Annotated in this window: 17 protein-coding genes; 2 read left to right on the top strand and 15 right to left on the bottom strand. The window is 42.3% G+C overall.

Annotated elements, in window-relative coordinates; translation table 11 throughout:
• Positions 1 to 7: 7 nt before the first annotated feature.
• The 15 genes from smc to gatC all read right to left on the bottom strand — a co-directional run bounded on the left by smc (position 8) and on the right by gatC (position 21,395).
• The gene (smc, locus tag M4974_RS01150; RefSeq protein WP_248705566.1) at positions 8 to 3,559 is read right to left on the bottom strand and encodes a chromosome segregation protein SMC; all 3,552 of its coding nucleotides are present in this window, start codon (positions 3,557 to 3,559) and stop codon (positions 8 to 10) included.
• A 3-nt stretch (positions 3,560 to 3,562) separates the two neighbouring features.
• Positions 3,563 to 4,267 carry a ribonuclease III gene (gene rnc / locus M4974_RS01145; protein ID WP_248705567.1) on the bottom strand — a complete coding sequence of 235 codons (705 nt, stop codon included), beginning with the start codon at positions 4,265 to 4,267 and terminating at the stop codon, positions 3,563 to 3,565.
• Positions 4,268 to 4,352: 85 nt separating this feature from the next.
• Entirely contained in the window at positions 4,353 to 5,729 is a 1,377-nt protein-coding gene (glmM, locus tag M4974_RS01140; RefSeq protein ID WP_248705568.1) for a phosphoglucosamine mutase, read from the bottom strand.
• Positions 5,730 to 5,774: 45 nt separating this feature from the next.
• Positions 5,775 to 6,722, bottom strand: a complete 948-nt coding sequence (locus M4974_RS01135) for a CdaR family protein (protein WP_248705569.1) — start codon at positions 6,720 to 6,722, stop codon at positions 5,775 to 5,777.
• Positions 6,719 to 7,540 carry a diadenylate cyclase CdaA gene (cdaA, locus tag M4974_RS01130; protein ID WP_248705570.1) on the bottom strand — a complete coding sequence of 274 codons (822 nt, stop codon included), beginning with the start codon at positions 7,538 to 7,540 and terminating at the stop codon, positions 6,719 to 6,721. The genes M4974_RS01135 and cdaA overlap by 4 nt, the downstream gene beginning before the upstream one ends.
• A gap of 3 nt (positions 7,541 to 7,543) precedes the next feature.
• Positions 7,544 to 9,649: a cation:proton antiporter gene (locus M4974_RS01125; protein WP_248705571.1), complete on the bottom strand. Its 2,106-nt coding sequence runs from the start codon at positions 9,647 to 9,649 to the stop codon at positions 7,544 to 7,546.
• A 3-nt stretch (positions 9,650 to 9,652) separates the two neighbouring features.
• Entirely contained in the window at positions 9,653 to 10,534 is an 882-nt protein-coding gene (murB, locus tag M4974_RS01120) for a UDP-N-acetylmuramate dehydrogenase (protein ID WP_248705572.1), read from the bottom strand.
• Positions 10,535 to 10,603: 69 nt separating this feature from the next.
• Positions 10,604 to 11,095 (bottom strand): YehS family protein, encoded by a 492-nt coding sequence (locus M4974_RS01115; RefSeq protein WP_248715716.1) that lies wholly within the window; start codon positions 11,093 to 11,095, stop codon positions 10,604 to 10,606.
• Positions 11,096 to 11,113: 18 nt separating this feature from the next.
• On the bottom strand, positions 11,114 to 13,072 hold the full coding sequence (gene mutL / locus M4974_RS01110; RefSeq protein WP_248705574.1) for a DNA mismatch repair endonuclease MutL: 1,959 nt from the start codon (positions 13,070 to 13,072) through the stop codon (positions 11,114 to 11,116).
• A complete protein-coding gene (gene mutS / locus M4974_RS01105) occupies positions 13,065 to 15,665 on the bottom strand; it encodes a DNA mismatch repair protein MutS (protein WP_248705575.1) in 2,601 nt (866 codons plus the stop codon). Before mutS ends, mutL begins: the two co-directional genes overlap by 8 nt.
• 19 nt (positions 15,666 to 15,684) lie before the next feature.
• Positions 15,685 to 17,073: a 23S rRNA (uracil(1939)-C(5))-methyltransferase RlmD gene (gene rlmD / locus M4974_RS01100; protein WP_248705576.1), complete on the bottom strand. Its 1,389-nt coding sequence runs from the start codon at positions 17,071 to 17,073 to the stop codon at positions 15,685 to 15,687.
• Between the two features lie 7 nt (positions 17,074 to 17,080).
• Entirely contained in the window at positions 17,081 to 18,085 is a 1,005-nt protein-coding gene (locus M4974_RS01095) for a diacylglycerol kinase family lipid kinase (RefSeq protein WP_248705577.1), read from the bottom strand.
• Positions 18,086 to 18,173: 88 nt separating this feature from the next.
• Complete coding sequence (gene gatB / locus M4974_RS01090) at positions 18,174 to 19,613, bottom strand: Asp-tRNA(Asn)/Glu-tRNA(Gln) amidotransferase subunit GatB (protein ID WP_248705578.1); 1,440 nt, start codon at positions 19,611 to 19,613, stop codon at positions 18,174 to 18,176.
• Positions 19,614 to 19,623: 10 nt separating this feature from the next.
• Positions 19,624 to 21,090, bottom strand: a complete 1,467-nt coding sequence (gene gatA / locus M4974_RS01085; protein ID WP_248715715.1) for an Asp-tRNA(Asn)/Glu-tRNA(Gln) amidotransferase subunit GatA — start codon at positions 21,088 to 21,090, stop codon at positions 19,624 to 19,626.
• Positions 21,090 to 21,395, bottom strand: a complete 306-nt coding sequence (gene gatC, locus M4974_RS01080; RefSeq protein ID WP_248705580.1) for an Asp-tRNA(Asn)/Glu-tRNA(Gln) amidotransferase subunit GatC — start codon at positions 21,393 to 21,395, stop codon at positions 21,090 to 21,092. The genes gatA and gatC overlap by 1 nt, the downstream gene beginning before the upstream one ends.
• Before the next feature lie 232 nt (positions 21,396 to 21,627).
• Between gatC and rpsO the strand changes: the two genes are divergently transcribed.
• Entirely contained in the window at positions 21,628 to 21,897 is a 270-nt protein-coding gene (rpsO, locus tag M4974_RS01075) for a 30S ribosomal protein S15 (protein WP_248705581.1), read from the top strand.
• 48 nt (positions 21,898 to 21,945) lie between these two features.
• On the top strand, positions 21,946 to 22,197 hold the full coding sequence (gene rpsT / locus M4974_RS01070) for a 30S ribosomal protein S20 (RefSeq protein WP_248705582.1): 252 nt from the start codon (positions 21,946 to 21,948) through the stop codon (positions 22,195 to 22,197).
• Positions 22,198 to 22,221 lie beyond the last annotated feature (24 nt).

Below are 22,221 nucleotides of genomic sequence, written 5' to 3'. Positions count from 1 at the left end.
ACTTATTTTATTGGTGAATCTGGTCTAAATCAACGGCTACCATTTTAGAAACGCCTGCTTCTTGCATGGTCACACCATACAAGATATTGGCATTAGCCATGGTTCCCTTTCGGTGGGTAATCGTTATAAACTGGGTCCTCCCACCAAAATTCTTTAAATAATGGGCAAACCGATCGACGTTGGCTTCATCTAAAGCCGCCTCAGCTTCATCCAGTACCACAAAAGGAACCGGTCGAACTTGTAAAATGGCAAACAGTAAAGAAATTGCTGTGAGGGCTTTTTCGCCACCGGAAAGTAAACTCATATGCTGAAATTTTTTCCCTGGTGGCTGGGCAGTAATATCAATCCCAGTTGTCAACAATTCCTTTGGATCCGTTAAGCTAATTTTGGCTTGCCCCCCGCCAAAAATTTGTTTAAAGACCACTTCAAAATGCTCAGCAACCGTTTCAAAGGTTGCTTTAAAGCGGCTTTCAACCTCATGATCCATCTCACTAATTGTCGCTTTTAAGGTTGCCTGGGCACTTTGTAAATCATCACGTTGCTGGGTCAAAAAATCATATCGTTCTTGGATGCTTTGATATTCGTCAATTGCACCAATGTTGACTGATCCTAATTGATTTAAGGCACTTTTTAACCCATGTAACTGATCCTTGAGTTGTCCCAACGATTGATTTGTTTGATAGACAGTTAAATCTTGGCTAGCTTGAATACCATATTGGCTAAGTAAATCACTAGCTAAACCTTCGCGATATCGTTGCGTTTGTTTTAAGGCTAGATCCATTTGACTAACTTGACTCATCTTTTGATTGAGTTGGTCTTGTTGCTGTCTTAATTGTTCCTCTAAATGCTTAATCTGCTTTAAAAGTTGCGCCCAAGCTTGTTGTTTAATTTGAATTGCTGCTTGAACCTGTTCGAGTTCTTTTTGAATCGCTGCTAACTCAGCTTCAACTTGAAGTGCATTTTGACTGTGATCAACATCCGTTTTAAGTTGCGCCTGGCGTTGTTGTAACACCGTTTGACTTTCCTGAATCTGACTTAGTTCAACCTGTAAACGCTGACTGTCGTTTTGAGCACTTTCTAAGCGCGTTTGAACAGCTACCAATTCATTTTGATACTGATTACGTTGTTGATTAACCCCCTCTAAATCTTGATTTAGTTGGGCTAACTGTTGATTAAGCTTTTCAGTGGCTACTTCCTGATTAGTTTGCTGAGTCTGAGCACTCTGCCAATCAGTTTGACTGACTTGAATTTGCTCTGTTAACTGATTTTGTTGCTCTTTTAAATCAGCTAGTTCTTGTTCCAGCCCATGCACCAGTCGCTGATGTTGTTGGCAGGCGTCTTCCTTACGGCTTAGCTCATAATCAGTCTGATTGACCTGATTTTCCTGCTCTTGTTGTGCTTGTTTAGCGTCGGCTAAGGTCTGTTGGGCCTGAATGCCGGCTTGCTGACAAGCATCTCGTTGAGCAGTTAATTGCTCAAATTTATCCTGCTCATTTTCTAAAGATTGAGTTAATTCCTGGAGTTGAGCCTGCCGGCTTAAGAGCGTATGCCCTTGGCGTTGATTCGCTCCTCCAGTAATAGAACCACCAGCATTGACTAGCTGCCCATCCAGGGAAACAACCCGAAATCGATGCTGTCCCTTTTGCGCAATCTTAGTTGCTGCATCCAGATTTTCAGCTACTACTGTCGTCCCTAGCAAGGATGATTTAATATTGTCCATCCCACTGGGCATAGTCACCAAATCGGCAGCCAAACCCACAAAACCATCGAGCTGACTAACTGCTTGTAAATCACGAATTTGACGACTACGAATAGTATCCAAAGGTAAAATTGTAACCCGTCCCAATCGTTTTTGGGTTAAATAGCGAACAATTTCCTTGGCTGTTCCCGTTGAATCGACCACAATCTGCTGTAAAGCCCCGCCTAAGACAGTCTCAACCGCTAAGGTATAGCGGCTAGGAACTGTCATTAATTCGGCCACAGCACCCTTAATTCCGATAAATTGTTGCCGAACATTAGGGTTCATTAGGTTGCGAACCCCTTGATAAAAGCCAGCATAATCATCCAAGGCTTTCATCGCTTCATAACGACTTTGCTTAGTTTCTAATTGACGCTGAGCCAACCGCCATTGATCAGTTAGGGTTTGATATTTGTTTTGCAGGTCTTGTAAAGTTTGGGTTAATTGCTGAATTTTTTCATCCCAATTTTTCCGAGGCTGTTCTGTCTGACTAGGATGATCAGCTTGATATTGTGCCAGTACCGCTTGAGCCTGGGCTAACTGATCTTTGGCAACTTTAATATCTTTACTTTGCTGGCTAATTTGATGGGCTAGTTGGGTTTGATTTTTAACCTGGTAGTTATAATTATTATGTAAATTAGCTACATTTTGTAGGGTTTGAATATAAGTACGACGATGATTTTCAAGCTGAATTTCTAAATCTTTAAGACGATTAGCACCATAAGTTTGATCAATTTCAGCAATTTTAGCACTGAGGTTCGCTTTTTGATCTTGCCAAACTGACATTTGTTGCTGTAAAGCATTTAAATCAGTTTGCTTACTTTGAAGCGTTTGGCTAAGTTGCTGAGCTTGGCTGGTTAATTGTTGATTTTCTCGCTCCAAGCTGCCTAACTTCTGTTCAGCTAACTGCTGACTAGCAATTAATCGCTCTTTACCTTGCGTACCAGCCACCAGTTTAGTTTGGAGATTATCTCGCTCTTGCTGTAAGTTTAATTGCTCCTGCCGGCTATGTTCCAACTCAGATTGACGATTGGCTAACTGCCCTTTATCCTTGTCTAGGTCTTGATTTTGCTCGCTTAAAGCCACTTGTCGTTGTTGTAATTGATCATTAACCTGCTTTAATTCTAGGCACAATCGCTGCTGATCTAATTTTTCATACTGTTCGCGCTGCTTTAAATACTGGTGGGCAACCGTGGCTTGTTTTTCCAACGGTTCCAACTGATTTTGTACCTCAGTAATAATATCGTAGAGTCGGTCTAAATTCAGTTGGGTTTGGGCTAAATCTTGCTGAGCTTTATGTTTATTTTGTTTATATTTATAAACCCCGGCCACTTCTTCAATAATACCGCGACGATCTTCTGGCTTAGCATTAAAAATACTTTCAACCCGCCCTTGGGAAATGATTGAAAAGCCTTCCCGACCTAAACCAGTATCCATAAATAATTCATGAATATCACGCAGGCGGCAGTCACTCCCATTGAGCTGGTAAACACTTTCCCCTGTACGATATAGGCGACGGGTGATCCGAATTTCAGTGTAATCGGACTTAACGTAGTGATCACTATTATCAAACGTAATCGCCACTTCAGCACGATTTAGGGCCCGGCGTTTTTTAGTTCCCGCAAAAATGACGTCACTCATTTTATTACCACGCAGGTCTTTAGCACTTTGTTCACCCATGACCCAGCGAATAGCTTCAATGATATTGGACTTACCAGATCCATTGGGTCCAACAATACCAGTCATTCCCGGCATAAAATCAATCACAGTTTTATCGGCAAAAGATTTAAATCCACTAATTTCTAGCGTTTTTAACTTCATAGACTACTTCTTATTATCCAATTCCTGAAGGGCCAAACGGGCAGCCGCTTTTTCAGCGTCTTTAATTGATCGACCACTTCCTTGGGCTAACTCCTGACCATCCACGGAAACACTGACTTCAAAACGTTGAATGTGATCCGGTAGTAATTCTTCCTTAAGGGTTACATATTCAATTGCGACAGCGCCTTTAACTTGTAACCGTTCCTGTAAACGACTTTTAAAATCAATAAATTGATCAAAGAAGTTATCATCAATTGCAGCAAATAAAGTCTTTTCTAATAATTGACGTAACACTTGACTACCTTGATCCAAATACAAGGCTCCGATAAAGGCCTCCCAAACATCCTCTAAGAGGCTGTCACGATTACGAGCACCATTCATCTCTTCGCCTTTACCCAAACGAATTCCCTCATCAAGATGAATCAAACGGGCAAAATGAGCAAAAGAGCGCGTTTGAACCATTGTGATTCGCATTTCAGTCAGCTGACCTTCATGCCAATTAGGATAACGCTTAAATAAGTATTCAGTCACGGCCTCTTGCATCACCGCATCCCCCAAAAACTCCAAGCGTTGGTAATCACGACCACGCTCTTGCGGATGTTCATTAAGATAATTCCGCTGGGTAAGAGCCTCTTGCAATAATTCTTGATTCTTAAAAGCAATCTGATAGTTCTTCCACAAAAATTCTTTGAAACTAGCCTGTGACACGTTAAATTCCTTTCAAAACTGATTTACAACCATTATACCAAATATTAAAAGTAGCTTGATCATTATAAAAAAGGACTGATTCTTATCAGTCCTTTTTTGGCTGGGCTTGCTCTTCCACAACCTTGACAATATCTTCTACATAGCGGTCAACTAATTCAACCGTTGGTGCTTCAGCCATTACTCGCAGTAATGATTCCGTTCCCGAAGGACGAACCAAAACTCGGCCGTCCCCAGCCATAGTTTCTTCCACAGCCTTAATCTCAGCCTGAATAGCTGGATTTTCTAACATTTCGGCCTTGTTTTCAACCGGAACGTTAACCAATTTTTGCGGATAAAGGGTCACTTCAGCTGCCAATTCAGACAACTTTTTACCGCTTTCCTTCATCACAAACAGCAGCTGTAAGGCCGTCAAGAGTCCGTCCCCAGTCTTGGCCCAATCTCTAAAAATAATGTGTCCAGATTGTTCCCCACCTAGATTGTAATCATCTGCAATCATTTCTTCCATAACGTAACGATCACCAACCGCAGTTTGTACGCTTTCAATACCATTTTGAGCTAAGGCCTTATAAAAACCAATGTTACTCATCACAGTCGAAACAACCGTACTATGCTTTAGCAAACCCTGTTCATTCAAAAACTTAGCAGTGATAAACATAATTTTATCGCCATCAACAATCTGACCAGTCTCATCAACGGCAATCAAACGATCACCATCACCATCAAAGGCTAAACCAGCATCATAGTCACCTTCAGTGACCATTTGAGCCAGTGCTTGCGGATGGGTAGATCCCACCTGATCATTGATGTTTAAACCGTCCGGTTTGGTCCCCATCGTATTAAAATCAAGATCCAAATCAGCACACAACCGCGGAATCAAGAAACTTGTTGCGCCGTTGGCACCATCCAAAGCTACATGTAAACCACTTAAATTGGTAGGGATGGTCTTTTGCAAAAAGGCTAAATACTTCTGAGCCCCTTCAGGATAATTATTCACTACTCCCAAACCAGTAGCCGTTGGCCGAGGCAACTGATCTTGGCTGGCATCTAGCAACTTTTCGATTTCATATTCTAACTCATCGGATAACTTAAAACCATCGTTACCAAAGAACTTAATGCCATTATCACGAGCTGGGTTATGGGAAGCGGTAATTTGAATCCCAGCATCAGCCTGCAGACTTTCAACCAAGTAAGCTACGGCGGGCGTCGTAATAACACCTAATCGTAAAACATCCACGCCGACGGATAGTAAACCAGAAATAATGGATTCTTCCAACATTTCGCCCGAAATTCGAGTGTCGCGACCAACAATCACGACCGGCTTTTTAGTTGCGTCATCGTTGTGACGAGTTAAAACTGTTCCACCCGTACGACCCAGCCGAAAGGCTAATTCAGGGCTTAAAGTCTGATTAGCAATGCCACGGACACCGTCCGTACCAAAATACTTTAACTTAAAATCTGTCATGAAATTTCTACTCCCAACTGGCAAATTTAAAATTACCAGTTCTCCTTATTTAGGTGTAACTGTCACCTCAACTGTTGATTCACTATAACGATTAATCCCTTGTTGCTTGGGTAAATCGACATGTAAGATTGTTTTTTCAGTAATCTGGCTTAAATCCACCGGCACCTTAATCTGATCAATATTAGACAAGGCATCACTTGCTCCGAAAATTGTGACCGTCTTTGCGCCTAAAGTAATATTGAAGTTATTAGCATCTCCATCGCTAGGATCAGCCACCAAATCAACCTTCTTGCTAGCATCACTATTATTCACCGTTAAATTAATTTCAGCCGTTCGATTACTTAATTGGACTTCTACCGGCGTGCCATTACGATCATAGGCGACTAATTTTACGGTTTGGTTAACATTAGCCTTAGTATCTTTGGCTAATTCAACCTCAGCCGTAACATGGTCAACGGCATCCACGTTTGATTTTGGACCCGATACAGTAACCGTTTTAGGATTAATAACACTATTAACAACTGAATATCCCTGGGCTAGCTTACTCTCGTCATAGTTTATCTTTATTTTACATTTCTCTAAGGTTTTCTTAGCGATCGTAACATTAACCGTCTGCGGGCTAACTGTTGAGGTTAACGCCGAATTAACGCCCTTAACGGCCAATTTCACTGTGTGCTGTCCCACACCCAAATCGCGCAAATCAGCAACGGCCTGAATATCATTATGACTTTGCGTCGTAGTCACTAAAGCCGCTGGTCCATGCACCGCCAAACTTACCGAAGTCGGTGCGCCCACCACAACGTATTCGTCATTATTATATTGCAGATTAAGCGGAACTGTTAGGTTTATTTTTTTCTCAGGCAAAATTGAAGTAAATTCATTGTTACCATTGCGACTAGCCGATTGGGTACTCAATACATATGCAGAGAGCAAAATTGCTAGCAACAACGAGAAAATCAGGTTTAAAATCTTTGAATTCGTCCATTTATTCATTGACCAAACCTCCCCATAAATTTACGATACCAAGGTTGTTTAACCGTTGCCTCCACTCTAATAAACTGCTTTTCAAAGAAGTTCGTATAAGTCTCTGAATTCATATTACGTAACATCTCGCCATTTTGTGTAATGGTAATTTCACCAGTCTCTTCAGAAACCACAATTGTCAAGGCATCCGTGGCTTCAGAAATCCCTACCGCAGCCCGGTGACGGGTTCCCAGTTCCTTTGGAATACGACTACTCTCTGATAGCGGTAAATATGCTGCGGCAACCGCAATTCGGCCATTATTAATAATCACGGCACCATCATGTAATGGTGTATTGGGAATAAAAATATTAACCAGTAATTGTCCACTGACATCAGCATCTAAAGCAATCCCAGTTTTAATATATTCTTCTAAACTTTCCTTGCGATTAATGGTTATTAACGCCCCAATGCGCCGTTTAGACATATATTGCAAGGCCATATCCAAAGATTGAATTAACTCATGAGCCTGCGCATTATCTAAATGCCGTCGCCGAACGGTCATCCGCCGTCCTAAACTTTCCAGTCCCCGTCGAATTTCTTGCTGGAAAATAACTACAAGCGCAATTGGCGCCCAAGTAATTAATTGATCCATCAACCAAGAAACCGTGGTTAAACCGGTATACCAGCTCATGACCTTGATTAAAATGATGGCTCCGATTCCTAACAAAATTTGCAGGGCTCGCGTTCCTTCAACAAAGGTAATCACCTTGTAAAGTAAAAACCAAATGATAAGAATATCTAGCAAATGAACTAGATTATTACCAGTTACATATGACAAAAAATCCATCTTCTACTCCTCATTGCGACCCACCAAGGCCTTTGTTTCTGCATAGTTAATGAATTGGCGTAAGTTAATACTGGTTTGTCGGTTAATCCGTCCCTGTTCGTACAACTGCTGAGTCATATCACGTTCAGCATTTAAAGCCTTCAACTCCAATTCCAAACGCCAACGATCGTCGAGGTCACGTTGGGAAATCGAATCACTGTGTTTAGCCTGCTCAATTTGATAACGATAAACAACAATCAAATTATAAGCTGACTGACGGTAAATTCGCTGACTAACCGTATCTCCCACTTGTTCACTAGCTAAATCAGATAAACATTTTATAGCAGCCTTGGACATTTCCCGAACTACTAAATCACTTTCTTCTCTAACTTTATCACTTGATTGGCCTGACAACCAAATATGAATAGCTACGCGTGCTTTATGTAGCAGTGGCTTCAAACCGCGCTGGGCACGGTAACGATGGTGACTTTCCAAACTATCAGCTACTTGATCCAAATGACGGGCTTGAATTGAATAGGTCATTGGTGAAATTTTTTCAGTAACTAATAGCTGTTGTAAGGCATCTCGTTCAGCTTGAACAGCACTATCTAGTAATTCTTGTTCCTGTTCAGAAATTAAATCATACTGGTTGGAATCATCACCAATTTCTTGACGTAATTGGCGAATCGTTTTTTGGCGTCGGGTAACTAGTTCAAAGATAATCCGCCGATTTTCATCATTTTGTGAATCACGTAGCTGTTGAATGCCAATCCGTACAATCCAAATTCGAGCCTGAACTTCATCTAACTGTTTAGTCTTCTTATCCGTTGGATCATCGTCGCCATCAATTTCTACGTCCATTTCCGGCTGAGTGAAATCATGTCGAGTTTTTTGCTTCGTCACAATTGGCAACATAATCGAAGCCACTAACAAACTTAAAATAACCACCATCGCTGCTAAGAAAATCACCAAATCTCGGCCTGGAAAAACCTGGCCGCTGGCAGTCATAGTTGGAATCGTTAGGACCGCCGCCATGGTAACCGCCCCACGAACCCCGGTTAAACCGGAAATAATCGCAGTACGAAACGAAGGAACTCCCTTATGATGGCGCCAATAATGTCCCCATTGAATACCATAGGCCCATAGGGAACGAAGACTAAAGATAATCAACCACACCATAAAACCATAATAAATCGCCGTAAAGTTATGAATTTGGTTACTTTCAAAAATATTATGGGTAGCAGACGGCAGAATGATCCCCAATAAGACAAAGATCAGACCATTTAGTAAGTAGACCCATACTTCCCAAATATGAACCGACATAATTGAAGCTTCCGGAGATTGGAGCCCTTGATGGCGATCATTAAGCAACTTAGCCACAATTCCAGCAGTCACCACGGCAATCAAGCCCGATGAATGCACCGGCACTTCGGCATCCCAATATACAATAAAGGGAATTAACAAGGTAATCACAGTGTAAAACACAATATCATTTAGGCCAAAACGGGCAATCGAATCACGAACCCACACAATTAGGGCTCCAAGCAAACCGCCAACGATGACACCGGCAATTGTCATCCAGGCAAAGTTAATCAAAGCCTCCCCAATCATAAAACTACCAACTACTGTCGCCTTAACCGCCGTATTAAAACTAACCAAGCCAGTGGCATCATTAACTAAACTCTCCCCAGTAACCACGTGCATGACGTTTTCGGGTAATTTTACTCGTTTAGCAATTGCTTGGACAGCCACTGGATCAGTCGGAGAAATCACCGCAGCCAAGGCCAAAGCGACTGAAATTGGTAACTGAGGTACCACAATATGTATTAAAAAACCACCGACCAGCGTAGTAATCAACACCAGTAAAATGGCATTTCCTAAAATCGGTCCCCGGAGCTCCCAAAGTTCTCTTTTTGGAAAACGCCAAGCATCGTTAAATAGCAAGGGCGCGACAAAAAGCAGCATAAACCAATGACTATCAACTTTAATATCAACTCCCGCTACCAAAGCTAAGGCTAACCCAATTGAAATTTGAAATAGACTAATTGGTATGAAGGGAATGAAGTGCGAGATAATATTTGAAACAGTAACGCCAATCACTAATACAATGATCAGTTCAATAATTCCCATAGTTTAACGTTCTCCCATAATACGGACTTCAGTTTCCAAGTCTAATCCATCTTGGTCTTTAATGGTTGCTTGAACATAATGAATTAAGTCTTCATAATCATTTCCATTGCCCCGGTCGACGTTGACCATAAAGCCCGCATGTTTTTTAGAAACTTCTACGCCACCCCGTCGACTCCCCTGCAAACCGGCATCCATAATTAACTTGCCGGCAAAATGACCGACCGGTCGCTTAAAGACTGACCCATTTGATGGGTAACTAAGGGGTTGTTTACTAGCTCTTCGATAATTATTTTCATCCATTTGAGCCAGAATTAAAGCTGGATCGGCTGGTTTAAGGGCAAAATCAGCGCTAACAATCACGCCCCCATTAGCTTGGAACACCGATTGACGGTAACCAAAAGCTAATTGGTCTTTGGTAAAGGTCACTAACTGCCCATCGGGCATTAAGGCGGTTACTTGCTGCACCACCATGTCGGCCTGTCCGCCGTAAGCACCAGCATTCATAAAGACTGCTCCACCAACACTACCGGGAATTCCAGCGCCCCATTCCAAGCCACTTAAGCGCCATGCTAAGGCTTGATTAGCGGCCCAAATTAAGTCGCAACCAGCTTGAGCGCGAATGGTGTTTGCATCAATTTGCTCAATGGTCTTTAAATTCGACAATAAAATTACTAAACCTTTAAGACCGCCATTACGTACAACAATATTTGAAAGACGACCAAAGGCAAAAATTGGTAATTCTCGCTCCTGTGCCCAATTTAAAAGACTGCGTAGTTCTTCAATCGTCTCTGGCTGAGCTAAAAAATCCGCTGGGCCACCAGCTTGGGTATAAGCATATGGTGCAAGAGGTTCATTTTCTAAAATTTCCATTTTTCCTAAGTACATCGCTTTCAACTCCTGTTGAATATCTCATTACCTCTATAGTACCAAATCAAAAATTTTTAACAGCTAAAATCAACTTGACCGATATTTAAGGGCCATCCCCTTTAAAATTTTACGCAGATAGCGATCACCGGCTGGTCGATAGTTACGATGATCAGGCCGTCGCAAGACCGCACTTAATTCACCCTTTGAAATTTGATCGCCAGCTAGTTCCATTAATTCTTGTAAATCTTCACTAGTATAGTGCAAAGCGATTTTAATCTTTTTGATGGCCACGTTATTAATCATCGCCGGTTCAGTAATATCAAAACTAGGTTTAACTTCCTGTCCCCGAGCATTCTTTTTAATACCACGTTTATAGACCACTAAACCATTTAAAAAGGCTTCTAAATCATGGGTTGTCAGGTGTTGATCAAAGGACGCTTCAGCGTCCTGTTTAGTCATTATTTTATCTAAAGTAGCCCCCGAAATTTCCAGATTCCCTAAACTAAAAATATGACGCAAATCGGTACTACTTAAATTAAGTGCATAACGCAAGCGAATTACAATATCATTATTATTCATTATTTACCTTTCAATTAATTAGAAGGGATGGGTGTCATAAGTTTGCCAAGCTTGATGGGCATCTTGAATCCGTTTAAACATCTTTTCCATGTCACCAAGGCTAAAAGAAATCAAAACTGGCCGACCATGCGGACAGTTATAGGGATTTTCACACTGAGCTAAATGAACTAAGAGTTGCCGGGCCTGAGCATCATTTAAGGCCATATTCGCCTTTATAGCCCGCTTACAACTCATCATGATGGCTGCTTTTTCACGAAATTGAGCCACCGTCAAACTACCTTCCCGTAAAATCCAATCAATCATTTCCCGGACAGTTGCTTCTTCTTGGCCTTTGATAAACCAAGTTGGATGCTCACGTAAAATCAAGCTAGTTGGTCCAAAACTTTCTAACTGCAACCCCACTTCTTGAAGTTGCTGCTGATGATCCATAATTTTTAAAACATCTGCCGTTGAATAATGCAAAACCAATGGGGTCAATAGCTGTTGTTGGTCACGACTAACCTGCCCAATTACCTGACGGAAATGCTCATAATTAACCCGTTCTTGGGCCGCATGTTGGTCAATTAAATACAGGCCCTGAACCGATTGTGCAAATAAGAAAGTACCGTGCATTTGACCGATATAATCCAAGACTGGAAAACCCGTTTCCTTGCTGGTATTAAAATCCAAATCCAACTGTTCATTAGCAGGACTACCACTCTGATAAACTTTAGGTTCTTGGGCTAATTGGTGAGTAGTTGGTTCTGGATTCTCATCAAAAATTGGCTTCCAATCTTCTTCTTGATATTTTTTCGTAAAGACCTGAACGGCTGGTTGAGCTAACTGACTAGCGTGTTCAATCAAAATAGCCGCATTCTCTATAGCCATTTGTGGCTTGATTTCAGTAGTCACTACTGGTTGAACAACTGGGGATAAAGGCTTACTAACAGTTGGACGAGGTTGTGAATCCTTAGGCCCATACAAATTTTCAAAGGCATCTGGGATTAAATTTTCCTCTCCCAAAGTATCTCGGACTGCTTGAACCACTAGCTGCGTCAATTCTCCCTCTTCGGCCAAGCGAATTTCAGATTTTTGCGGATGTACATTAACATCAACCAAAAGCGGATCTAATTCAACATTAATCACACCAACTGGAAAACGGCCGACCATTAGCTTGGAGCCATAGCCCTGCACGACAGCATTGGTAATTGAAAAATTTTTAACAAAACGGTGATTCACCAAAACCGTGAGATAATCACGGGAACTACGAGTTAAATCAGGTCGAGAAACCCACCCATCAATTTTAAAATGCTCACTTTTCCCGCTAATTGAACGCATTTTTTGCGCAACATCACGACCGTAGATATTGGCAATCACCTGCTGCAAATTACCTTTTCCGGCCGATTGGAAAAGTACCTGGCCATTATGAGCTAGATGAAAGGCGATTTTCGGATAGGCGAGGGCTAAATGGTTAATATTTTCGACAATCTTAGCCAGTTCGGTACTCTTGCTTTTGAGGTATTTTAAACGAGCCGGCGTGTTATAAAACAAATCCCGTACCGAAACTGAGGTCCCTAATCGACCATTAGCAGACTGACTACCAATCACTTCGCCCCCTTTAACCTGGTAGGTTAAGCCCTGTTCTTCATCCTGAGACCGGGAAGCTAAGGTGACATCGGCTACGGCAGCAATTGACGGCAAAGCCTCACCCCGAAATCCCAAAGATAAAATTTGAAACAAGTCATGCCGATTGGAAATTTTACTAGTAGCATGCCGCACAAAAGCTAACGGAATATCTTCTTGCTCAATTCCCTGCCCATTGTCAACTACTCGAATTAATTTTTTACCACCATCTTCTACTAAAACATGAATTTGGGTAGCTTTGGCATCAATGGCATTTTCGACCAGCTCTTTCACCACACTGGCTGGCCGTTCAATTACTTCTCCCGCCGCAATTTGGTTGGCAAGTAAATTGGATAACTCATGAATTTTAGCCATTTTCTAACCTCATTTTCTGCAGCTGATTTAAAGTATTGAGTGCTTCTAAAGGTGTTAATTCGTTAATTTTCAATTCATCGAGTTGCTTTAAGACTTGCTGACTGGCGTCTGGCTCTTCTTGAATGTTAAAGAGCGGAATTTCTTCAGCAAGGTGATTAGCAGTTGGCATAACTGGTTTAGAAACTGGCACAGTTTGACTGCCACCCGACTCTAAATCCTTTAAAATAGTTGTCGCATTTTGAATCAGTGGCTGTGGTAAACCAGCTAGGGCCGCCACATGGATTCCATATGAACGGTCGGCCGGTCCTTTTTGAACTTGATGTAAAAAATGTAGTTTACCTTGATCATCAACTTCAGCACCCACATGAACATTTTCAATATCAGCATAACGGTCAGCTAAGACTGTTAATTCATGATAATGCGTTGAAAATAGGGTTTTGGCATGAATATGTTGATCTAAATATTCGATAATTGCCTGAGCTAAGGCCATCCCGTCATAGGTTGCCGTACCACGACCCAACTCATCAAACAAAATTAACGAATGGGCACTGGCTTCTTGCAAAGCTAAATTAGCTTCAGCCATTTCCACCATGAAAGTTGACTGGCCGTTGACCAAATCATCATTAGCCCCGATTCGAGTGAAAATCTGGTCAAAAATAGGCAATTGGGCTTGATCAGCCGGGACAAAACTACCAATTTGAGCCATGACCACAATCAGCGCCAATTCCCGCATATAGGTTGATTTACCAGCCATGTTGGGTCCAGTAATTAATTGAATGTTAGTTTTCTCATCAAAAATCACATCATTAGCCACAAATTCGCCCGGTCCCAAAAGAGCTTCAATTACTGGATGACGGCCCTGGCAAATATTAATTTGGGCATGGTTTTGATAAAATTTCGGCCGGACATAATTTCGCTGTTCAGCCACATCAGCCAGAGCGGCTAAGACATCTAAACGCGCCACCTGCCGGGCCAGCTGTTGGAGCCGTTTAATTTCGGCCTTAACTTGGTCTCGAACCGCAGTAAAGACTTGGTATTCCCGTTCAGTTCGTTTGGCCTGGGCTTCGACAATCAGGCTTTCATGCTCTTTTAATTCAGGAGTCACAAAGCGCTCGGCATTCGTTAAAGTCTGCCGACGTTCATAGCGATCCGGTGCTAGTTTAGAAATATTAGCCTTGGTTACTTCCAAGAAATAGCCAAAATTTTTATTGTAGCCGACTTTTAACGAAGAAATACCCGTGGCCTGTCGCTCACTTTTTTCAAAACTAGCCACCCAGTCCTGATTATCCTTAAGGACCGAACGGTACTGATCGATGGCTGGTTCATAGCCATCCTTAATCAAATCCCCTTCCCGCACACTAATTGGTGGATCGTCAACAATCGCTGCCTCAATTAAATCTGCTAAATCAACTAAACCATCCAGGCTAATACCAGCCTTCTTTAGCAGTGGACTATCCGCACTTTCCAAGGCAGTCTTCATCGCTGGGATTGACCGTAAAGAGCGTTTTAACTGGACTAATTCACGGGCATTCATACTGCCCATGGCCGCTCGAGCGGCCAAACGTTCTAAGTCATAAACCGACTTCAACTGGTCTTGAATGGTACCCCGTACAAAAAATTCTTCGGTAAAAGCAGTTAACAAATCCAAGCGTTCGTTAATCTTATCCACAGTTCGCAAGGGGCGTAAGAGCCACTGCTTGAGTAATCGGCCGCCCATCGCCGTTTTACTTTGGTCAATTAAACCTAATAAAGAACCAGTTTTTTTCTTGGTCCGAGCATTTTCAACTAAATCTAAATTCAAGCGGGTCGCTTGATTAAACCGTAAATAAGCCAAGCGTTCATAAGCTTGCGCAGGCACAATATGCTCTAAATTTCGTCGTTGTGTTTCAAACAGGTACTGGAGTAACAAAGTCGTCACTAAGCGTTGCTCACTGGAATCCAAGGAATTAATTAGATAGCTAATGGTTGCACTGGCTTCGCCTAATTCTTCATGCGAAACCACCATTCCCCGCTGACCCAATTGGTCAGCTAAGCGTAATTGTGTGGTTTGCTCATCATTACGTAAAAGAACAACCTCCTTAGCTTCAATCGAGCTTAATTCATCCAAAGCATCCGCCAAATGAGTCATACTGGTAACTTTCAGTTCCCCAGTTGATAAATCAAGATAGCTTAAAGAAAAACCAGTTGAATTGGGATACAACGCTGCCAGATAATTATTTTCCTTACCGTCTTGGCCTTGGCCATTTAATTTGGTTCCCGGCGTGACTAATTGAACGACATCTCGTTTAACCATTCCCTTAGCGGCCGCTGGATCTTCCATTTGTTCAACAATGGCGACCTTGTAGCCTTGGTCAACTAAAATGTCAATATAATTTTGAGCCGCATGATGAGGGATACCAGCCATTGGAACTGGATTTTTAGAGTTTTTATTACGGGAAGTTAGGGTTAATTCCAGTAACTTAGCACCTAAAATAGCATCATCTTCAAACAACTCAAAAAAGTCCCCAAGCCGATAGAAAACAAAGGCATCGGGGTACTGTTTTTTTATTCGATGGTATTGTTCCATCATTGGTGTATCAGCGTTCTTTGGCATAACAATCCTCTCTTATCTATTAGGATTTTACAAAAGTAACCACGCATTCAACATGTAAGGTCTGGGGGAATTGATCAACCGGCTGGACTGGATTTACAATTTGATAACCTTGTTTAGCTAACTGGGCTGCATCCCGGGCCAAAGTAGCTGGATTACAGCTCACATAAACAATTTTTTTCGGTTGCATACTGACCGAAGCATCAATCAATTCCGGCGTCAACCCCTTACGTGGTGGGTCAACAAAAATCACATCCGGTTGCAAACCAGCTTGCGACCAGGTAAACATCTGCTCGGGCGCATCAGCTGTCACAAAATCAACATTTTGCACATGATTTAACTGGGCATTATATTGGGCATCTTTAATTGCTTCAGGCACGACTTCAACGCCGTAAACCTGCTTGACCTGATCGGCAACCGTTAAGGCAATTGTCCCAATCCCACAGTAGGCATCAATAACAGTATCACTGGGCTTTAACTGGGCCGCCTGAACGGCTAATTGATAAACTGTGGCCGTCGTTTGCGGATTGACTTGATAAAAGGAATTCGGACCGATTACATAGCGCTTACCCAAAAGTTCATCTTCAATGGCTGGCTTACCCCACAAAACATGGTTTTTAGCCCCCATAATGACGTTGGTTGGTGCCCCATTAATATTTTGAATGACACTGGTTAACTGTGGTAATTGGGTCTGTAATTCTTCGACTAGTTGATCAGCTTGAGGTAACTTGGCGGTTCTAGTAACTACTACAACCATCAATTGATGGGAATGGTAACCCCAGCGAGCCATAATATGACGAACAACACCCTTTTTACTTTGTTCATCATAGGCACTAATGCCCAGGGAACGCAAAATATCACGGGTCACTCGAACTGCCTGATCAACGTGAGCATCTTGAATATAAAAGCTATCCGTTGGAATTAAACGATGGGACCCCCGCCGATAAAAACCGGTACTCAATTGACCATTAATCATCTGCACCGGCACCTGGGCTTTATTGCGGTAATGGGTAGGGTCTTCCATCCCAATCGTTGGGGCCACGGTGACGGATAAATGTTGCTTTTTAAAAACCTCCTCTACTTGCCGCGTTTTAAAATCTAATTGAGCTGGATAGGCCAAATTCGCTAAGGGTGCAATTCCAGAGCTCAAGGCTACCTGATCAGTTAGCTCAACTCGCTGAGGAGAATCCTGTAAACGTTGCAAAACGCGACCAAAAGCATAGTTCTTTAAGACCTTAGTAATCTGAATTTTAACTAACTCATCAGGCAAGGCATCTAACACAAAAATTGGGAAATGATCGACTTTGACCACTCCCATCCCCTGATAACTCAAGTCAACGACCTGGGCTTCTATCTCATCATTTTTTTGTACTGGCGCTTTTAACTGAATCAAACGATTTTTTTTTGCCATTATTTTCCTAATTTTCTTTTTGTTCTTGTGCTTCTAATTTTTCAACTTCTTCGACAAATTGCTGCTTGGCGTTTTCCTCGATAGCACGGACAGACATTGCCGAACGATTCGCTACAAAACGAATATGCTGTCTCAAATTTTTAAAACTCATCGGCGCATCACCACCGTATTCACCATCCAAGTTAACTTTTAACTGTTCATCACTTAGCGGTGTAATTTCAACTTTATTCGTCTTTTTATAAATTAAATTCTCATTATCAATGTGGCGCCCACCATTGAGCGTTTGCGCCACTAACTCCATAATTTGGAAAATATTGGCCGTTTTCACAATCAACAAGGTAAATTTACCATCATCAAGCTTAGCATCAGGCACAATTGACTCAAAACCACCGACTGAATTAGTCAAAGCTAGGAAAATCATTGAAATACTACCCGAATATTCACCGCCATCATAACTAACGTGGGCGTTGACATTTTTAACTCGGGCAATCAACTCGGTTCCCTTAATTAGGTAAGCTAAGTAACCATACAGAGACTTCATAATTGAAGGGACAGCATAAGTTACCTCGCTAATCGTCCCTAAAGCCGCAATATTCATAAAATACTTGCTTCCATTTAGATTGTTCACCTTGCCAATGTCCATTTTTATATTTTCATTTTTAAAAATAACCTTAGCAGCTTCCAAGGGCTCGTCTCGGGGAATTTTTAACGCCCGGGCATAATCATTGGTCGTCCCAGCTGGAATAATGGCAATCATCGGGCGCTTCCGTAAAGGAGCCACACCGTTGACCACTTCGTTAATGGTTCCATCGCCACCAGCAGCCACGATTAAATCGAATCCATCCTTAGCGGCTCGTTCCGCCTCTTTAGCGGCACTGAGCGGATCTGGTGTAGTAGCAAAAGCAGAGGTTTCATAGCCAGCCTTTTCATAGACCGCTAAAATATCGAGCATCTCGCGTTTAATTACTTCACGACCAGAGGTTGGATTATAAATAATTCGAGCTCTTTTCATCTTTACCTTGCCATCGCAGCTCTTGGCTGGACCTTTCTTTCATTCTTACTAATATGTACGTGAACCAGCACGGTTCACTTAAATAAAATTAACGTTGCTTTAATTCTTGCATCAAAAGTTGATTCAAGACACCTGGATTAGCTTGACCCTTAGATTTCTTCATTAATTGCCCAATCAAGAAACCAACGGCACGATCTTTACCACCCTTGAAGTCTTCGATTGACTGCGGATTAGCGTCCAAGACCTCGGTTACCCATGGTAACAAGATCGCTGTATCACTGATTTGCACCAAACCATTCTTCTTGGCAAAGGCTTCGGGTTCTTCCCCATCCATAATCGCCTCAAAGACCTTCTTGGCTTGCTTAGTTGAAATCGTACCATCTTCAATCAACTTAACCATACCAGCCAAGTTAGCTGGCGTTAGCTTAGTTTCTTGTAATTCCAGCTGGGTCTTATTCAAATAAGCATTCACATCCCCAATCAGGTAGTTAGCAGCTCGCTTAGGATCTGCGCCTGCTTGAACAGTTTGGTCATAAAAATCAGCCATGGCCAAAGTTTGCGTCAAAACTTCGGCATCATAAGGCTCAATCTCCAAATCATCAACATAGTACTGACGCCGTTGCGCCGCTGACTTAGGCAAATTAGCGGCCACTTCATCAATCCAATCCTGGCTAATTTCAATGGGCGACAAATCAGGTTCAGGGAAGTAACGATAATCATCGGCAACTTCCTTTACTCGCATCGAAATGGTTGACTTAGTCGGTTCATCGTAACGACGGGTTTCCTGAACTAACTTTTCACCAGCACGCAAAGCAGCAGCTTGACGCTTTTCTTCATAAATCAAAGCATTACGCACGTAGTTAAAGGAGTTGACGTTTTTCATTTCAACTCGAGTACCATATTCCTTGGCCCCGTATGGACGAATTGAAATGTTAACATCAGCTCGCATCTGTCCTTCTTGCATCTTGGCTTCTGAAACGCCAGTAAACAAGATAACTTGACGCAACTGTTCCAAATAAGCATAAGCTTCATCTGGTGAGTGCAAATCTGGTTCAGAAACAATTTCCACCAAAGGCGTTCCCTGACGGTTCAAATCGACATAAGAATTTCCATCGTTCCCATGGGTATTTTTACCAGCATCTTCTTCGACGTGCAATTCGTGAATCCGCACGCGCTTAGTTTCACCATTTTCTAGCTTAACATCTAAATAACCGTTAGTTCCCAATGGTGTTTGTGACTGAGTAGTCTGATAAGACTTAGGATTATCAGGATAGAAATAGTTCTTACGATCCCAGCGAATAAACGGTGAAATCTTCGCATTCAAGGCCAGAGCTACGCGCATTCCGTATTCCAAAGCACCCTTGTTAGCAACTGGCAAAACCCCTGGATAGGCCCAGTCAATTACATTGGTGTTAGCATTGGGTGAATCCCCGTAGTGTACCGGTGAGGGTGATAATAGTTTGGAATTGGTTTGCATTTCAACGTGAACTTCAAGTCCAATCGTTGTTTCAAAATTTCCGTTTGCCATTTTTTCCTCCTCAGTACTTTTCTGCGACAGCAGGTCGCTTTTCAAACCAACGGGTTGCATCTTCAAAGGCCTGGGCAGCTTGATAGATTGTAGCTTCATCAAATGGCTTACCAATTAATTGCAAGCCAACGGGCAATCCATCTACAAAACCAGCATTAATTGACAAGCCAGGCAAACCAGCTAGGTTAACTGGGATAGTCAAGGCATCAGCCAAATACATGGCCTTAGGATCATTGATTTCTTCGCCTAAGCCATAGGCTGTTGTTGGGGCGGTTGGGCCAACAATCAAATCATAATCATTAAAGACCTTGTTAAAGTCTTCAACAATCAAAGTCCGAACTTGCGCTGCCTTTTTAAAGAAGGCGTCATAAGCACCGGCTGATAATGAGAAAGTTCCTAGCATAATTCGGCGCTTAACTTCATCACCAAAGCCTTCCGAACGAGTTTTAACGTAAACATCTTCCAGACTCTTAGCATCGGGGGATCGGAAACCATATCGGATACCGTCATAGCGCTGCAAATTTGAAGAAGCTTCAGAAGACATGATAATGTAATAAGCCGCTACCCCGTAACGAGTATGAGGCAAAGAAACTTCATCAACTGTTGCGCCCAGCTCACGGAGTTGCTCAATGGCACTCTTAACTTGTTGAGCTACCTTAGGATCAATTCCTTCTTCAAAGTATTCCTTGGGAACAGCAATCCGCATCCCCTTGATTCCTTGGCCCAATCGAGCCGTGAAATCAGGTACTTCGGATTCAACTGAAGTTGAATCCATCTTATCAAAACCAGCAATGGCATTTAAAACCAAGGCATTATCCTTGACCGTCCGAGTTAGCGGTCCAATTTGATCTAACGATGAAGCCATCGCAAACAAACCAAAACGGGACACTCGACCATAGGTTGGCTTAAACCCAACGATACCATTAAAAGCGGCTGGCTGACGAATTGATCCACCGGTATCTGAACCAAGGGCGTAAGGAATTTGTCCAGCAGCGACTGCAGTTGCTGATCCACCAGAAGAACCACCCGGAACCTTGGTGTGATCCCAAGCGTTAGTTGTTTTTTGGTAAGCTGAATTTTCAGTAGACCCACCCATGGCAAATTCATCCATGTTGAGCTTTCCAACAGAAATGGCACCAGCTGCTTGCAACTTTTGGACTACTGTGGCGTCATAGACCGGTTTAAAGCCAGCCAAAATCTTAGAAGCACCACTTGTTTCTAGACCCTTAGTTGATAAGTTATCTTTTAGTCCCATGGGAATACCAGCCAATGGATTAGAAAAGTCACCCTTTTCATCCAATTCCTGAGCTTGTTGCAAGGCTTCAGGTCCATTAGTACCTAGAAAGGCCTGAACGTCACCATCACTAGCTGCGATGTTATCAAGCGTTGCCTGTGTTAATTCTTGGGCTGTTAGTTCATGATTAAGGAGCTTTTGATGTAAATCACTCAAATCATGATCAAAGTAATTAAATGTCATTAATCATCTTCCCCCTTAATGATGGCTGGAACCTTAATTAGGTCCGCTGCTTCTTCAGGTGAATTCGCCAATAGTTCTTGTTTTTGATGCCAATTATCGGCGACATCTTCACGCAAATGATTCACATTTGGTGTAACCGAATAAGTTGGCTCAACGGCACTCGTGTCGACTTCTGATAGGGTTTCAAAAAGGGTTAAAATATCAGTTAATTGATCAGTGAACTGGTCTAATTTAGCCTCATCAAAAGCCAACTTTGCCAAGCTGGCAACGTGGGCAACATCGTCTCTGGAAATTGTTTCCGCCATATTTACCACTTTCATTTGAACTTGCTTTAAAACAAGCCGAACTACTATCCTTTCTAGTTATTGTTATACCTATCTATTTTAACATAGATTAGTTTTGCCCTAATTTGCTTTTTAAGGAAAAGTCGGTATAATTGAGAGCGTTGTGATAACACAACCGTCCGTTACCTTAGCTTAGCGTCTCACCGTCGTTTCACTCAGCTAGCGGAGACAAATTAGAAAGGTGGATATGATTATGGCCCTTACACAAGAACGTAAGAACGAAATCATTAAGGAATATGCCCGTCAAGAAGGCGATACAGGTTCAGTTGAAGTTCAAGTTGCAGTTTTAACTGCTGACATCAACGAATTAAACGGACACATGGCAGCTCACAAGCATGATTTCCACTCACAACGTGGTTTGATGAAGAAGATCGGTCGCCGTCGTAACTTACTACGTTACCTACGCAACAACGATATTCAACGTTACCGTGAGTTGATCCAACGCCTAGGTTTGCGTCGTTAATCAGTGGATTAACTCAAAACCTCGTATCAAATTTAAGGAGAAAGACATATGCCTATTATTGAATCTTCAATTCAACGTGTGCGCTTAAACCAAAAGCAACACGATCGTAATGAGCCACTACGTAGTGCTTACCGGACGACTATCAAGCGTTTGGAAAAGGCCGCTACTGCTGGCGAAGGTGATTTAGAAAAGCTTTACCGCGAAGCTTCTGCGGCTATTGACCACGCCTACTCAAAGGGCTTGATCAAGAAGAACAAGGCTTCTCGTCAAAAGTCACGTTTGTCAAAGTACGTTAAGTAAGATTTAAAAAACCTGGTAATCAAT

This window comes from Convivina praedatoris, from assembly GCF_933208495.1.
Lineage (GTDB): Bacteria > Bacillota > Bacilli > Lactobacillales > Lactobacillaceae > Convivina > Convivina praedatoris.
Note: the sequence above shows the minus strand (reverse complement) of the source record. Positions and strands in the feature narration are given on the sequence as shown.